The organism is Kineococcus sp. NBC_00420 (genome assembly GCF_036021035.1).
In the GTDB taxonomy this organism is placed as follows: Bacteria; Actinomycetota; Actinomycetes; order Actinomycetales; family Kineococcaceae; genus Kineococcus.
In genome coordinates this window covers 1,865,757-1,879,709 of sequence record NZ_CP107930.1, presented here as the reverse complement: position 1 = coordinate 1,879,709, position 13,953 = coordinate 1,865,757, and the positions used below count along the sequence as shown (strand labels likewise).

Genomic DNA, 13,953 nt, shown 5'->3' with positions numbered 1-13,953 from the left:
ACTCCTCTCTGGGCGACATCATCACCTCAGGTTGGTGTCCGGAAAACCGGGTCAAGCTCCGGCCGTGTTAGTCCTGGTCGTCCCGTTTCTGGATGAGGATCTTCAATCCGAGGTCGTGGGCTTCATCGGCCGCGCTCAGGCTTGCCCGGAGTGCGTCCTCTGCGGCCTTCATCTCGTTGATGGCGACCTGCGCGTTGACGGCTATGTGATCAAGTCCCATCGCTTTGGCCTTCTCCTGCAGTTCGACCATCTTCTGCAGCATCGCAGCGCGTCGAAGGTCGTCAAGATCGGCCTGACCGCCTGCGCTACTCGCTTTCGCCTCTTGCAGGACACGTTGGAGGTGTTCCCGGGTCGGCTTGTCGCTCATGCATCGATGCTCGCAGGTCAGGCCGGGGAAGTTCCCCCTACGGCCCAGCCCGCTCAACCTCGCCCGGCCACCGTGCCGCATCCTGGGCCCATGCCCGCGCTCTTCGATGCCACCCGGATGACTGGTGGGCCGGGCACGACTGGGGGCACTGGTGGGCGCGACTCACCGACGGGGACCGGGCCCGGCTCCTCGAGCTCGGGTGGGGCGAGGAGCCGGCGCCACTGCTGGGTGTCATCCTCACGTCACTGCGGGGGACCACGGTTCCCGTCGTCGAGGAGCACCCGCCTGCCCAGCCGTGGGACCTGCCCCGCCAGGTCACGACGTACCGGGCTACCGACGAGTTCCGCATCTGGCTCGAGGAGAAGCGCGCTGACCGGGACCGCTGAGGTCACTGCAGGACGAAGTCCTCGCAGCCACTGACGGAGAACACCTTGTCCTTGGCGGAGACGGTGATGATGGTCGGGCCTTCAGGGGTGACCTCCTGCTGGTTGATGTTCCCGTTCCCGTCGCTGGTGTCGGCGTAGCAGAGGCTGCCGTCGACTCCGGAGGACTTGTAGGTCCCCGGCTCCACGTCGCTACCCACGAGCCAGTCGCCGTTCCCGACGCTCTTTCCGCTGGCCTGCTGGACAGCGGCGGGGGCCGGCGCTGGCGCGTCTGCGGTGACGGTCACGGTTGCAGCGGGCGCGGTCACAGTTGCAGCGGCTACGGGCTCGGCGGCCGAAGAGGCGGTCACCGTAACGGTGGCGGTCGGAGCGCTACCTGCCACATCGGCGGAAGCGTCGTCGCTTCCGCCGCCGCCAGCTGCGGCACCGACGCAGAACGCTATGAAAATTCCAGCGCCGATGAGGATCCGCTTGTTCGTGCGCTTGCGCTTCGCAGCCTGCTCGACGGTGAGCGGCGCCTTGGGGGTCTTCGACACGGGGGCTCCTGGGTAGTTGGACTGCCACTGAGCGTTGCAGGTACATCGGTGCAAGGTGACGAAACGTCACAACCTGCGTCACCCCCTTCCGGGGGGCGCCCAGCGCCGCCAGCGCGAAGATCAACTTCACCATCGGGAGACAAACCACGGACCTCGACGTCCGCGGCAAGTCTTGACGCACTGCAGTCGGCCTCTGCCGAACGCGGCGTGTCACGGCGACACCAATACGGGCAGTACAGGATCTTCCGCGTTGTGACTGCGCCCTATGACGGCTACCAGCGGGACCCCGTGCTGGTTCTGACCGAGCACGTCGCGCGCCTCACGGAGCAGGTGTCCGCACTCGTCGAGCACCTGGGCGGCGCGCCGGCTCCAACCCTGATGACCTGCGCGCAGGTCGCTGAACTGCTTGGCGTCACCGAGAGCTGGGAGCCTGTCAAGACTTCTGTGTAAGTGACTGTTGAGTTCGTCAGTTGATGTGACCATCGAGACGGTCGGGGAACATGAGTTCGAGCTGGTTCAGCGCGATCTTCCAGCCGTGGGTGCCGGCACCCTCGATCAGTTTCGCTGGCCCTGAGCGCTGGTTGGCGGGCTTGCCGCGGTCCTTCTCCCGCGCCCGGGCCCGCTTGTCCTCGATATCGCGGATCGCCAGCCACAACAGCTTCACCGCCGCGTCGTCGGAGGGGAAGTGACCCCGATTCTTGATGATCTTGCGGAGCTGGTAGTTCAACGACTCGATCGAGTTCGTCGTGTAGATGACGCGACGGACGGCTGGTGGGAAGTCCAGGAACGGGGTGAACCGTTCCCACGCCCGCTCTCACACCGCTATCGCCGCCGGGTACTTCCGGCCCAACGCGGACTCGGTGAACTCCTCGAACGCGATCCGCGCCGAGGCCGCGTCAGCAGCGGTGTAGACGGTCTTCAGCCCCGCGGAGAACGCTCTGCGGTCCTTGTCAGCGACGTAGCGGTTCGCGGCCCGGATCAAGTGCACCACGCACGTCTGCACCACCGCCTTCGGCCAGGTCGCCTCGATGGCCTCCGGAAGACCCACGAGCCCGTCGCAGCAGGCGATCAGGACGTCACGCACGCCCCGATTCGCCAGCTGCGCACACACCCCGGCCCAGAATTTCGCACCTTCGTTGGCATCGACCCAGATCCCCAGGACGTGCTTCACACCATCGGTGTCGACACCGATCACGATGTGCGCATGACGGTTACGGACTTGGCCACCGTCACGGACCTTCACGACGATGGCGTCCAGGAACAGCACCGGCCACACCTCATCCAAAGGGCGCGACTGCCAGGCTTTCACTTCCTCCAGGACCGCGTCGGTGACGTTCGCGATCGTCTCGTGTGAGAGGTCGGTGCCCAGGGTCCGGTTGAAGTGGGCCTGGATGTCGCGGACCGTCATCCCACCGGCGTAGAGGGAGATGATCTGTTCTTCGAGCCCACCCAGACGCCGGGCGCCCTTCGGCACCAACCGCGGTTCGAACGTCCCCGCCCGGTCCCGAGGGGTCGCCAACGCGACGTCCCCGACCTCGGTGGCCACCGTCTTCGGTGTCGAGCCGTTGCGGGAGTTCGCCGTCCCCCGACCGGCGGGGTCGCCCTTCTCATAGCCGAGGTGGTCATCGAGTTCGACGGCCATCCCGCGTTCGAGGACACGGCGGATCAGCTCGGGCAGGAACCCGCCCTCGCCGGTCAACGCGACACCGCCCTGACCGGCCTGGGCGATCATCTGATCGATGACGTCGTCGCCGAGGAACTCCCGCCGCAACGCGGCGGCAGGCGTCGCCTCGCGGGGGTCGGGTCGGCGTTTGGGCACGGCCTCAGGCTGCAACTGTTGCTCGGCCCTGTCCAGGGCTCGTGCCAGGCGTCCTGCGGTGTTGGTGCTGGTGCTCATCGAGGTCTCCTCTCGCCGGCTTCACGCCAGCGTGTTGGCAACGCCTCTTACACAGACCATCTGACACGCTCTTCAGTCTCGCCACCGGGGTGCCGGTCTACTTCTGCGATCCGCACTCGCCGTGGCAACGCGGGTCGAACGAGAACACCAACGGCCTGCTGCGCCAGTACTTCCCCAAGGGGACCGACCTGTCGCTACACACTGCCGCAGACCTCGAGCACGTCGCACAACAGCTCAACGGCCGCCCACGCAAAACGCTCGGCTGGGAGAACCCAGCCGAGCGTCTGCGTGATCTACTGACGACCGTCTAACCATACGGTGTTGCGAGGACCACAAGAATCCGCCGATACACCACCTGGGGCTTCTGTGCGTCTCAGCGCTGACGCCAGGCCAGTCCACCGATGAACACGTTGACCGCGATCAGCCACGCAGCCGGCAGCCACACCGCGTCGGCCACAATGGCCTGCGCCAATAGCCACAGGCTCGCCAGGCGGCCCACGCCAGCGCAGACGAGGGCGAGAGTGAACCACCCGCTGCCACGTCGCTCCGGGGCCTGCAGGGCGCTCATCGCGCACCTCGGGCCGGCTCGACGGACCAGTGCGCCTCCAAGGCTGCGGGCAGCTCCTCAAGGCGGTCAAAAGATCGAGGAGATCGCCGAACTCGCAGTTTGATCCCGTGCCTACGAATCCGGGAACAGTCCATTGTTCCTCGGCAACGGCGGGGGACTGCTCGGCCTGCCCACGCGAGCGCTCGGCCAGTGCGCGGGATTCCTCGGCTTGGGTGCGGGCCGTTCGGCTTGTCCTCGGGCGGCTTCGGCCTGCCGTCGGGCGGTCTCAGCTTGCGTTCGTGCGCGGTGGGCGACCTCGCGCGCGGCGTCGGCTTGGGCCCGGGCGGCATCAGCCTGGGCCCGTGCGCTCTTCTCAGCGGCGAGGGCGGCATCTCGGGCTTCATCTGCGGCGACTCGGCCGCTGGCGTCGGTCTGGATGCCGACGAAGTGGGTCAGTTCGCCGCCCGGACCGAAGATGGGACTCACCGCGACCTGGTTCTAGAACGCCAGGCCGTCCTTGCGGTAGTTGAGCAGGGTGGGTCAGGTCCTCGGGACGGTCGTCGTGACCTGCCTCCACCGTCTCGCCCAGCGCCGCCGCCGGCAGCGTTCGAGGTCCTGCTGCTCGCCGCGGTGGGCCTCCCGGTCGGCTCCGACGTCGGCAAGGGCGCAGGTCCCCGTCGAGTCGGGGACGTGACCCAGGGGGACATCACGCCGGGTAGACGTCCGGTCGTCGGTCGTCGAACAGGTGGGCCCGAGGGGTCAGCTGCTTGTCGCGCGTCGGCGCCAGGTCGACGTCGACGAGCAGCAGACCCTCGTGGTCGCGCGACGCCACCGGCCACCCGTCGGCCCCCACGACCGTCGTTCCCGCCGTCCACTCCTGGCCTCGTTCGGTCCCGGTGCGGTCGCAGCACGCGACGACGACCCGGTTGACCCGGGCCGTGGCCATGGCGATGACGACCTCGGGCGGACGTTCATCGGCCGGGCGCGGGACGAGGGGCCAGTTCGTCGGGACGGCCAGCAGTTCCGCGCCGGCCAGCGCGAGGGCGCGAGTGAACTCGGGGAACTCCAGGTCGTAGCAGACCAGCGGGGCGATCGCGCCGACCCGCGTCGTCAGCACGGGCGGCAGGGCGTTGCCGGGCCGGAAGAACCGCTTCTCCTCGTCCCACAGGTGGACCTTGCGGTACACGGCCAGGACACCGGACGCGTCGACGACGGCGGCGCTGTTGTACAGACCGTCCTCCCCGCGTTCGCAGAAACCCCCGACGACGACCGCGTCCCCGCGCGCCGCCTCCTCGGCCCAGCCGGCGAACACCTCGTCGTCGCGGGTGATCGCCACCCCCGCCGCCTCCTCGGGCGAGGCGAACACGTACCCGGACGTGACGAGCTCGGGCAGGACGACGAGGTCGGCCCCGGCGTCCACCGCCGCGCGGACGGCGGCCCGCGCGTCCCGGGTGTTGGCGGCCAGGTCGGCGATGCGGGGGGCGGAGCTGTGGCAGGCGATCCGGACCACGGAGGTGGTCATGCGCGCTCCGTGCACCGCGTCACCGCCAGCGGGCGGTGCGCAGGGTGGCGGTGGCGCTGTGCGCGGCCATGCCTTCGGAGTCGGAGATCACCTGGACCGCCGTCGCGAGGTCGGGCGTGGCTTCGCGCGAGATCCGCTGGTACGTCAGCGGTTTCAGGTAGCGCGCGACGGACAGCCCGGCACTGTGCCGGGCGCCGCCAGCCGTCGGCAACGTGTGGTTGGTCCCGGCCATGCCCTTGTCGGAGTAGGCGACCGTCGACCACTCCCCGAGGAAGAGCGAGCCGTAGTTCGTCAGTCGGTCGTGGTACCAGTCGTCCTCGGTCGTCAGCACCTCGAGGTGTTCCGGGGCCAGGTCGTCCATGAGCGTCGCGGCCGTCTCGCGGTCCGCGGCCCAGGTCACGCTGCCGTGGTCGCGCCAGGCGGCACCGGCGATGTCGCGCGTCGCGAGCCCCCCGAGCTGCCGGTCGACCTCGGTGACGACGGCCTGCGCGAGTTCCCGTGACGTCGTCACCAATGCCGCGGGGGAGTTCGGACCGTGCTCGGCCTGCCCGAGCAGGTCGGCCGCGACGAGGACCGGGTCGGCGCTGTCGTCGGCCAGCACCGCGACCTCCGAGGGACCGGCGAGGAGATCGATCGCGACGGTGCCGAACAGCTGGCGCTTGGCCTCCGCGACGAACGCGTTGCCGGCTCCCACGAGCATGTCGACGGGGCCCTCGCCGACGAGGCCGAAGGCCATCGCGGCCAGGGCCTGCACCCCGCCGAGGACGAACACCCGGTCGACCCCGGAGACCGCCGCGGCGTACAGCACGGCGTCGTTGGCGCCGCCGTGGGGTTGCGGCGGGGTGCAGGCCACGACGGAGGGAACCCCGGCGACCTTGGCGACGCCCACCGTCATGAACGCGCTCGCCGTCAGCGGGAACCGCCCGGCCGGCAGGTAGGCCCCCACCCGGCCCACGGGCACGTAGCGCTGGCCCACGAGCAGGCCCGGGGTCAGCTCCACGGAGAAGTCGCTCAGGTGCGCGCGCTGGGCCGCGGCGAAGGCCCGGGTGCGTTCACCACCGAGTTCGATCGCCTCGCGCAGCTCGGGGGGCAGGCGCTCGCCGCTGCGGGCGATGGTGTCGGCGTCGAGTTCCACGGCGCTGCCGTCGCTGCCGTCGTAGCCGTCGAGTTCCGCGGCGTAGCGCAGGACGGCGTCGAGCCCGCCCTCCTCGATGTCGGCGAGCATCCCGGACACGCGCGCGGCGACCGCGGGGTCGCGCTGGGCGGGCGGGGTCTGGACGGCGGGAACCTTCACCGGCGAGAACCGGCCGGCGAGGGCGGAGAGGACGGCGGGGGTGAACTGCATGCGGGAAGGCTAGGAACTGCGCGACCCTCAGGACAAGACCCGGAGATCCTCCGGTACCCGCAGGACTACCCTGTCGATCGTGACGCTGAACCAGCTCCGGGCCTTCCTCGCGGCCGCCCGGGCGGGATCGTTCACCGCGGCGGCCGTGGACCTGGAGATCGCCTCGGCCTCGGCCTCCGAACTCGTCCGGCGGCTCGAGGAGGAGCACGGGATCGCGTTGTTCACACGCGGGCCGAGGCGGCTCGTCCTCACGGGCGCGGGTGAGCAGCTCCTGCCCTTCGCGGAGCAGTCCGTCTCCGCGGCCGACGCCGGGAGCGACGCCGTGCGGGCGTTGCGCAGTCTGGGCGGCGGGGTCGCCACGTTCGGGGTCCTGCGCAACGCCGACTACTACCTGCTCTCCGACCTCGTCGCGGAGTTCCACCGGCGCCACCCCGCGGTCCGGGTGCGGCTGGTGGGGCTGAATTCGGTGGCGGTGGCGGCCGCCGTGGCCGCGGGGGAGATCGAGGCGGGCCTGGTCGTCCTGCCCGTCGACGACGCCGGGCTGACGGTCACCCCCGTCCTGCGGGACGAGGTCCGCTACGTCAGCGCGGACCCGGCCCGACTGCGGCGTCCGGTGACGATGGCCGACCTGGCCGCCGCGCCGCTGGTCCTCTACGACGCCCACCACGGCTGGCGGGACCCGACGCGTCGCCAGCTCGCCGACCGCGCGCGGCTGGAGGGCGTCCGGCTGGAACCCCTCATCGAGGTCGAGCACGTCGAGGCGGCGCTCGGCCTCGTGGCGCGGGGGATCGGCGACACCTTCGTCAGCCGGGCCGTGGTGGACAGCGCGGCGTTCCCCCCGGGGCTCGGGACGGTGGGTTTCGAAACCCCGCTGCACGACGTCGTGGCCCTGGTGCAGCGTGAGGGGATCGCCCTGTCGCCGGCCACGCGCGAACTCGTCCGGCTGGCCCGTCAACGCCTGCTCGCGCACGACGCCGACGGGGCCGGCGAGGCCTGGCCCGGCTGAACGGGGCGGTCAGTCGTCCTCGGTGGCGGTGACCATGACGCCGACCGGCGCGAGGTAGCCGTTGGGGTCGATCATCCGATCGGTGCGGCGGGCGGCGTAGACGACCTCGGGAGCCCATTCCAGGTAGACGCGGTCGTCACCGGAGTTGATGACCAGCAGTTCACCCGGGCCGTCCGGACCTTCCTGCACGCAGCGGAACGCGCGCCAGGCCCCCGGCGGGACCGAGAACGAGTCGCCCACGCCGAGTTCCATCGCCGTGGCCGGATCGCCGTTGAGGGTCACCGACCAGCGACCGGACTTCACCAGCAGGGCCTGGTTGCGGTCGTGGCGGTGCAGCAGCAGACCCTCCTCCGCCACGGCCCGGACCCAGGCGAGGTTGAACGAGTGCGGTTCGGTGATCGACGGGGTCTGGCGACGGTCCTGCGTCATGCCGTACCCGATGACCAGGGCCAGTTCGGCCGCCCCGCCGGGCAACGTCGCGCACAGCAACGCGTTTCGGCTGTAGACGCGGTCGCCGGGCTGCACGACGCGACGGCGCATCTCCTCGACGGAGTAGGACGTCAGCTCGTCGATGTAGCGCGTCTTCATCGGGGTGATCAGGGCGACGCCCTCGGGCAGCGCGTCGCCCGCGACGGTGTCGATCAGCCGGTTGTCGGCCGTCAGGTGCAGGCCGTGGGACTCGGCCTCCTCCAGCACCGAGGGACCCCAGATGATCCCGCCGGTCACGTCGCGGCCCAGCACGGTGTAGAGGATCCCGTCGTCCGGTCCCTCGTTGGTGAACCCGCGGAAGATCCAGGTCGGGACCGAGACGACGTCGCCGTCGGTGCTGACGTACTCGCCCTGCTGCCCATCGACACCCCAGCGCAGGCGGAACTCGCCGCCGAGGTTGACGAACACCTCTGCGGTGAAGTGCAGGTGCAGGTTGTTGGAGATGCCGTTCGGCATCCCCGCGGCCCCGGTGTTGAAACCGTGCGGCTCGGTGAGGTTGATGAACTGGGAGGCGTTCTGCGAGACGCCGCCGCCGATGAAGGCGTAGTTCTCCTTGCGGTCGGAGCCGGGCGTGCGGCAGTCGATGAAGGCCGCGTTGCAGGGGACCCAGTCGCTCTTGCGGACGGTGCGGCGCTGGATCTCCGCAGCCCCGACGGTGACGTCGCTCAGTTCCGGGCGCACGTGCTCGGTGGTGGTCATGCGTTCCTCCTCCAGAGGGAGTACGGATTCTCAGTAGATGTTGACGGGTACGGTGTCGCCGTCGCCGCGGGCGGCCGCGATCTGGGTGCGCAGGGCGATGTCGTCGTACAGGCGCACCTCCTTGACGAGAGCGCCGCGGTGGAACGTGAACTGCGAGATCCCGAGCACGTCGACGGGTTTCCCCGTGCGCGGACCGTAGGTGGGGGCGCCGGTGTAGTCGCCGACGAACTTCCACGTCACCGCGACCCGCAGCCCGGCGTAGCGGACGTCGTCGTTGGTCTGGACGTCGCGGACCTCGAACTGCCCCGCCGGGAAGCACTCCAGGAACCGCAGCAGGGCCCGGCGGTACCCCTCGGGACGGATGACGACCTGGTTGCCGACGGTCAGCAGGACGAGGTCGCGTGCGAAGAACGCCTCCACCTTCTGCAGGTCGCGGTCGTTCCAGACCGTCCGGATCATCTCCAGGACGCGTTCGACCTCGGGGCGGTGCTCGTCCGGACGGGGGCCGGAGTCGCCCGCGGCGACGACGTCGACCGGTGCGGGCTGGGTCCAGGAACCCGTGTACCCGCGGAAGGTCTGGGCCCGGGCGAGCTCGTCGAGGTCCAGCCCCAGGTCCAGCGCGCCGGCGAGGGAGTCGCGCACGACCCACTCCTCGACCATGCGGCCGCGTCGGTAGAGGCAGTTGGCGATGGTGCGGCTGTGCGCGGAGGTGTGCAGGTGCCCCGACAGCACGAGGTGGGAGCTGAGGAACGCGTCCTGGCCCCGCGCCTCCCACACCACGTCCTCGGCCTGGCCGGTCCGGTCCGGGTCCGCCGAGATGCGCTGCAGCGTCCCCTCGATCACCTCCTGCCGTGTGGTGGAAGTCCCGTAGGCGCCGTGGACGATCGAGTCCGGTTCGTAGTTCTCGCGGATGAAGCTGATGGAGCGGTCGACCCAGATGAGGTCGGTCACCTCGCGGATGAAGTCGTCGGGATCCGCGTACGGCGCGTACGCGACCGGATCGAGAGCCACTGGGGAGCATCCCTTCGTCGGTGGTCGCGGTGGGCTGCTGCGCCCACCACGACGCTGAGCGTATGCGTATGCACAAACCGGTGCAAGGGGTTGCGCACGGTGGCTCGGGGGGTCAGCCCGTGGTTCCGAGGGTTCCGCGCTCGACGAAGGTGGTGGTGAACGTGGTGTGGGACAGGGGGGCTCCTGGATCCTCGATGCGGCGCACGGCGAGCCGGGCCGCCTCGCGGGCCATCTGCTCGAAGTCGTAGGCGATGGTCGAGAGCTGCACGATCGGCCAGGCGGCGGGCGGGAGGTCGTCGAAACCCACGATCGAGACCTCCCGGGGGACGTGCACGCCGGTGCGGCCGGCGGCGTTGAGGGCGCCGTAGGCGACCACGTCGTTGCCGCAGAAGATCAGCGTGGGAGGTTCGGGCAGTTCCAGCAGTTCGCTCACCGCGGCGTCGCCGACGGCGGTGTCGTAGGGGCCGCGGCGCACGTACCGCGTTTCCAGGGGCAGGCCGTGGTCGGCCAGGGCCGAGCGCAGCGCGAGTTCCCGGCTCTGTCCCGTGCTGGTGTTGGTCGGTCCGAGCACGGCGCCCACCCGGCGGTGGCCGAACTCGACCGCGCGGCGGACGGCAGCCGTGAAGCCCGGCACGGGATCCACGACCGTGGCGTCGGCGTCGACCTGGGTGCTGGTGCGGTTGAGGTAGACGAACGGCAGCCCCCGGTCGCGCAACCGCAGGGGGGCGGTGGAGTCGATCGTGGTCGTGGCCAGGACGACCCCGTCCATCCCGTTCGCCAGCAGGCGGTCCACCACGCTCCCGTTGTCGTCGGACTCGGTGTGCAGCAGGAGCTGGTACCCGCGGCTCTCGAGTTCGTGGTGCACCGGCGCGATGATGTGGTGGTAGAACTCGTTGTTCAGGTCGGTGACGAGCAACCCGATGCGCCGGGTGCGCCCGGAGGACAGGGCCCGGCCGGCGTCGCTGAGCACGTACCCGAGCAGTTGGGCGGCCTCGCGGACGCGCTGCTTCGTGGCGTTCGAGAGCCGGGGGTCGTCCCGCAGGGCCCGGGAGACCGTGGGCTGGGAGACGCCGGCCACACGGGCGACGTCGCGGCTCGTGACTGCCATGGGTGAACCCTTCCGCGACCCGCTGCGACCGCTGGAGTCTAGCCGACGGGTGCCTCGGTCCGGTATACGTAGACGCAGTTCGAGCATACGTATACGCAAACCCCTGCACACCACGACGGAACGAGGGTCCGACGATGCCCCTGCAGCTCAAGAGCGCCCCCACGAAGTCCTTCGCGGACACGGCCCAGGCCGACGTCGCCGAGCGGGTGGGGACGATCGTCGCCGCTGTCCGTCGCGAGGGCGACGACGCGGTCCGCCGCTACGCCGAGCAGTTCGACGGCTGGACGCGACCCTCCCGGCTCGACGACGACCAGGTCGAGGAGATCGTGGCCGGCCTCGACCCCCAGGTGATCGAGGACATCCGGTTCGTCCAGGACCAGGTGCGCACCTTCGCCCAGGCCCAGCGCGACTCCCTCGTCGACCTCGAGGTCGAGACCCTGCCCGGAGTGCGGCTCGGACAGAAGCACGTGCCCGTGCAGGCGGTCGGCGCCTACGTCCCCGGGGGGAAGTACCCGCTGACGGCGTCCGCGCACATGACGATCGTCACCGCCAAGGTGGCGGGCGTGCCCCGCGTCGTGGCCTGCACCCCACCCATCCGGGGTGAGGTCCCGGCCGCCACCGTCGCGGCCATGAAACTCGCCGGGGCCGACGAGATCCACGTCCTCGGTGGGGTGCAGGCGATCGCGGCCATGGCCCTGGGCACGGAGAGCATCGCCCCGGTGAACCTCCTGGCCGGTCCCGGCAACGCCTACGTCGCCGAGGCGAAGCGGCAGCTGTTCGGGGAGGTCGGCATCGACCTGTTCGCCGGACCCACCGAGATCCTCGTCGTCGCCGACGACTCCGCCGACCCCTTCCTCGTCGCGGTCGACCTGCTCTCGCAGGCCGAGCACGGTCCCGAGTCGCCCGCGGTGCTCATCACCACCTCGCGCGCGCTGGGCGAGCGGGTGCTCGAGCACGTCGAACGGCTGCTGCCCGGCCTGCCGACCGCCGACTACGCAGGACCGGCCTGGCGCGACTGGGGTCAGGTGCTGGTGGTGGACGACCTCGACGAGGCGTATGCGCTGGCGGACTCCTTCGCCTTCGAGCACGTGCAGGTCTTCACCCGCGCACCGCGCGAGGCGCTGGTGAAGATGCACGACTACGGCGCGCTGTTCCTCGGGGAGAACACCTGCGTCTCCTACGGCGACAAGGTGATCGGCACCAACCACGTACTGCCCACGCTGGGCGCGGCCCGCTACACGGGAGGTCTGTGGGTCGGCAAGTACCTGCGCACGGTCACCTACCAGGAGATCAGCGACCCAGCGTCCTCGGCCCGGCTGGGGGAGGTCTGCGGCCGTGCCGCGCGGGTGGAGCTCTTCGAGGGACACGCCCGCTCCGGCGACGTCCGGGCCTGGAAGCACACCGGCCGCCGCTTCGACTGGATCGAGGACGCGCTCGCGGTCGGGACGGGGACGCCGTGACCGACCTCACCGACCTCACCGGCCGGACCGCGCTGGTCACCGGCGGCGGGAGCGGTCTCGGGGCCGCCATCGCGACCGCGCTGCACGGGGCCGGCGCGCGCGTCGTGCTGGTGGGACGCGACCGCGGCCGGTTGGCCGAGGTCGCCGGGCGGCTGGGGGAGCGCACCCGCACCGCGTCCTGCGACGTCGCCGACGAGTCCGCGGTCGAGCGCCTGCGGACCGAACTGGCGGAGGAGGAGATCTCGGTCCTGGTGAACAACGCCGGGGTCCCCGGGCCGGTGGCCCCCCTGACGGAGATCTCCGTCGACGACTGGGACGCGGTGTTCGACGTCAACGTGCGGGGAACGTTCCTGCTGTGCCGCGCCTTCCTGCCGGCGATGGTCGCGCGGGGGGCCGGGGACGTCGTCAACCTCGCGTCGGTCTCGGGCAAGCGCCCGCTCGCGAACCGCACCCCGTACTGCGCGTCGAAGATGGCCGTCCTCGGACTCACCTCGACGTTGGCCTTCGAGGTCGGTCCGGCGGGGGTGAGCGTGAACTCCCTCTCGCCCGGGCCCGTGCTCGGACCGCGGATGGAACGCAACCTCCGGCTCGAGGCGCAACGTCGGGGGGTCCCGGTCGAGGTCGCGGAGGAGGCGTTCGTCTCGCGCGCGGCCCTGGGGCGCATGGTCACCGAGGAGGAGGTCGGACGGGCCGTGCTCGCCATGCTCGCGATGCCCGGCATGTGCGGGGCCGACGTCGACCTCTCCGCCGGGATGGTGGCGTGATGGCGGCGCTGCGCGACACGTCGTTGCGCGAGCGCGCCGACACGTCGTTGCGCGAGCGCGCCGACACGTCGTTGCGCGAGCGCGCACAGGCCGGCGAACGTCTGCTCGGGGTGCTGCTGCGGATGCCCGCGGAGGAACTCGTGGAGATGGTCTGCGTGGCCGGTCACGACTTCGTGCTGATCGACTGTGAGCACGGCCCAGCCGACGTGCTGGCGCTGCGCCAGCACATCGCCTGCGCCGCGCTGCACGGGGTTCCCGTCCTGGTGCGGGTCGGCAGCGACGACCCGGGAATGGTCCTGCGGGTCCTCGACCAGGGGGCCGAGGGCATCCTCGCCCCGCACGTCGACAGCGCCGACGAGGCGGCCGCGGTGGTCGCCGCCGCGCACTACCCACCGGTAGGTCGGCGGGGTTTCGCGACGTACGGGCGGGCCGGGCGGTTCGGCACCACGGACGCCCGGACGCACCTGGCAGACCTGTTGCGCCGCACCCTGGTCCTGGGCATGGTCGAGTCCCCCGCCGGGGTCGGTGCGGTCGAGGAGATCGTCGCGACCCCGGGGTTGGACGGCATCATGGTGGGACCCGCCGACCTCGCCGCGGCCACCGGTCCGGACGACCTGCCGGTCCCCGCGGCGATCGCCCGGGTCAACGCGGCCGTCGCGGCCGGCGGGAAACTCCGGGTGGACATCGTCGGGAGTTCCCAGCGGGCGTCGGCGGCGTTCGAGGACGGTGCGCAGATCGTGGTCTACAACCTCGCGCACGCCCTCATGGCGCACCTCACGGAACTCCTCGTCCCGCACGCCTGACGCCGGGAACGGAGTT

13 protein-coding genes and 2 pseudogenes are annotated in these 13,953 nt (G+C 70.8%); 6 read left to right on the top strand and 9 right to left on the bottom strand.

Going from position 1 to position 13,953, the window contains the following annotated elements; all coding sequences use genetic code 11:
* Positions 1-67 precede the first annotated feature (67 nt).
* Both OG218_RS09140 and OG218_RS09135 read right to left on the bottom strand, forming a co-directional pair.
* The gene (locus tag OG218_RS09140; RefSeq protein WP_328292902.1) at positions 68-367 is read right to left on the bottom strand and encodes a hypothetical protein; all 300 of its coding nucleotides are present in this window, start codon (positions 365-367) and stop codon (positions 68-70) included.
* Between the two features lie 388 nt (positions 368-755).
* Positions 756-1,286, bottom strand: a complete 531-nt coding sequence (locus OG218_RS09135) for a hypothetical protein (protein WP_328292901.1) — start codon at positions 1,284-1,286, stop codon at positions 756-758.
* A 288-nt stretch (positions 1,287-1,574) separates the two neighbouring features.
* On the opposite strand from OG218_RS09135, the gene OG218_RS09130 reads away from it, so the two are divergent.
* Positions 1,575-1,736 carry a hypothetical protein gene (locus OG218_RS09130; RefSeq protein ID WP_328292900.1) on the top strand — a complete coding sequence of 54 codons (162 nt, stop codon included), beginning with the start codon at positions 1,575-1,577 and terminating at the stop codon, positions 1,734-1,736.
* Positions 1,737-1,752: 16 nt separating this feature from the next.
* On the opposite strand, the pseudogene OG218_RS09125 reads toward OG218_RS09130, so the two are convergent.
* Positions 1,753-3,018: pseudogene (locus OG218_RS09125) on the bottom strand (IS256 family transposase).
* Between the two features lie 236 nt (positions 3,019-3,254).
* On the opposite strand from OG218_RS09125, the pseudogene OG218_RS09120 reads away from it, so the two are divergent.
* Positions 3,255-3,494 (top strand): annotated as a pseudogene (locus OG218_RS09120) (IS30 family transposase); the annotation flags it as partial.
* A 62-nt stretch (positions 3,495-3,556) separates the two neighbouring features.
* Here OG218_RS09120 and OG218_RS09115 read toward each other — a convergent pair.
* The 3 genes from OG218_RS09115 to hisD (OG218_RS09105) form a co-directional block, all read right to left on the bottom strand.
* Positions 3,557-3,751 (bottom strand): hypothetical protein, encoded by a 195-nt coding sequence (locus OG218_RS09115; RefSeq protein ID WP_328292899.1) that lies wholly within the window; start codon positions 3,749-3,751, stop codon positions 3,557-3,559.
* Between the two features lie 685 nt (positions 3,752-4,436).
* Positions 4,437-5,252, bottom strand: coding sequence for a nitrilase-related carbon-nitrogen hydrolase (locus OG218_RS09110; protein ID WP_328292898.1), 816 nt, complete (start codon positions 5,250-5,252; stop codon positions 4,437-4,439).
* Positions 5,253-5,271: 19 nt separating this feature from the next.
* Positions 5,272-6,597: a histidinol dehydrogenase gene (gene hisD / locus OG218_RS09105; RefSeq protein ID WP_328292897.1), complete on the bottom strand. Its 1,326-nt coding sequence runs from the start codon at positions 6,595-6,597 to the stop codon at positions 5,272-5,274.
* A 79-nt stretch (positions 6,598-6,676) separates the two neighbouring features.
* Between hisD (OG218_RS09105) and OG218_RS09100 the strand changes: the two genes are divergently transcribed.
* Positions 6,677-7,603, top strand: coding sequence for a LysR family transcriptional regulator (locus tag OG218_RS09100; protein WP_328292896.1), 927 nt, complete (start codon positions 6,677-6,679; stop codon positions 7,601-7,603).
* Between the two features lie 9 nt (positions 7,604-7,612).
* On the opposite strand, the gene OG218_RS09095 is transcribed toward OG218_RS09100, so the two are convergent.
* From OG218_RS09095 to OG218_RS09085, 3 genes are all read right to left on the bottom strand, one after another.
* Entirely contained in the window at positions 7,613-8,791 is a 1,179-nt protein-coding gene (locus tag OG218_RS09095; RefSeq protein ID WP_328292895.1) for a cupin domain-containing protein, read from the bottom strand.
* A 30-nt stretch (positions 8,792-8,821) separates the two neighbouring features.
* Positions 8,822-9,802, bottom strand: coding sequence for an ester cyclase (locus OG218_RS09090; protein WP_328292894.1), 981 nt, complete (start codon positions 9,800-9,802; stop codon positions 8,822-8,824).
* 112 nt (positions 9,803-9,914) lie between these two features.
* On the bottom strand, positions 9,915-10,910 hold the full coding sequence (locus OG218_RS09085; RefSeq protein ID WP_328292893.1) for a LacI family DNA-binding transcriptional regulator: 996 nt from the start codon (positions 10,908-10,910) through the stop codon (positions 9,915-9,917).
* Between the two features lie 134 nt (positions 10,911-11,044).
* Between OG218_RS09085 and hisD (OG218_RS09080) the strand changes: the two genes are divergently transcribed.
* From hisD (OG218_RS09080) to OG218_RS09070, 3 genes are read left to right on the top strand one after another with little or no spacing between them, the layout of a single operon-like run.
* Complete coding sequence (gene hisD, locus OG218_RS09080; RefSeq protein ID WP_328292892.1) at positions 11,045-12,370, top strand: histidinol dehydrogenase; 1,326 nt, start codon at positions 11,045-11,047, stop codon at positions 12,368-12,370.
* A complete protein-coding gene (locus OG218_RS09075) occupies positions 12,367-13,134 on the top strand; it encodes an SDR family NAD(P)-dependent oxidoreductase (RefSeq protein WP_328292891.1) in 768 nt (255 codons plus the stop codon). Before hisD (OG218_RS09080) ends, OG218_RS09075 begins: the two co-directional genes overlap by 4 nt.
* Positions 13,134-13,937 (top strand): HpcH/HpaI aldolase family protein, encoded by an 804-nt coding sequence (locus OG218_RS09070; RefSeq protein WP_328292890.1) that lies wholly within the window; start codon positions 13,134-13,136, stop codon positions 13,935-13,937. Before OG218_RS09075 ends, OG218_RS09070 begins: the two co-directional genes overlap by 1 nt.
* Positions 13,938-13,953: the final 16 nt, after the last annotated feature.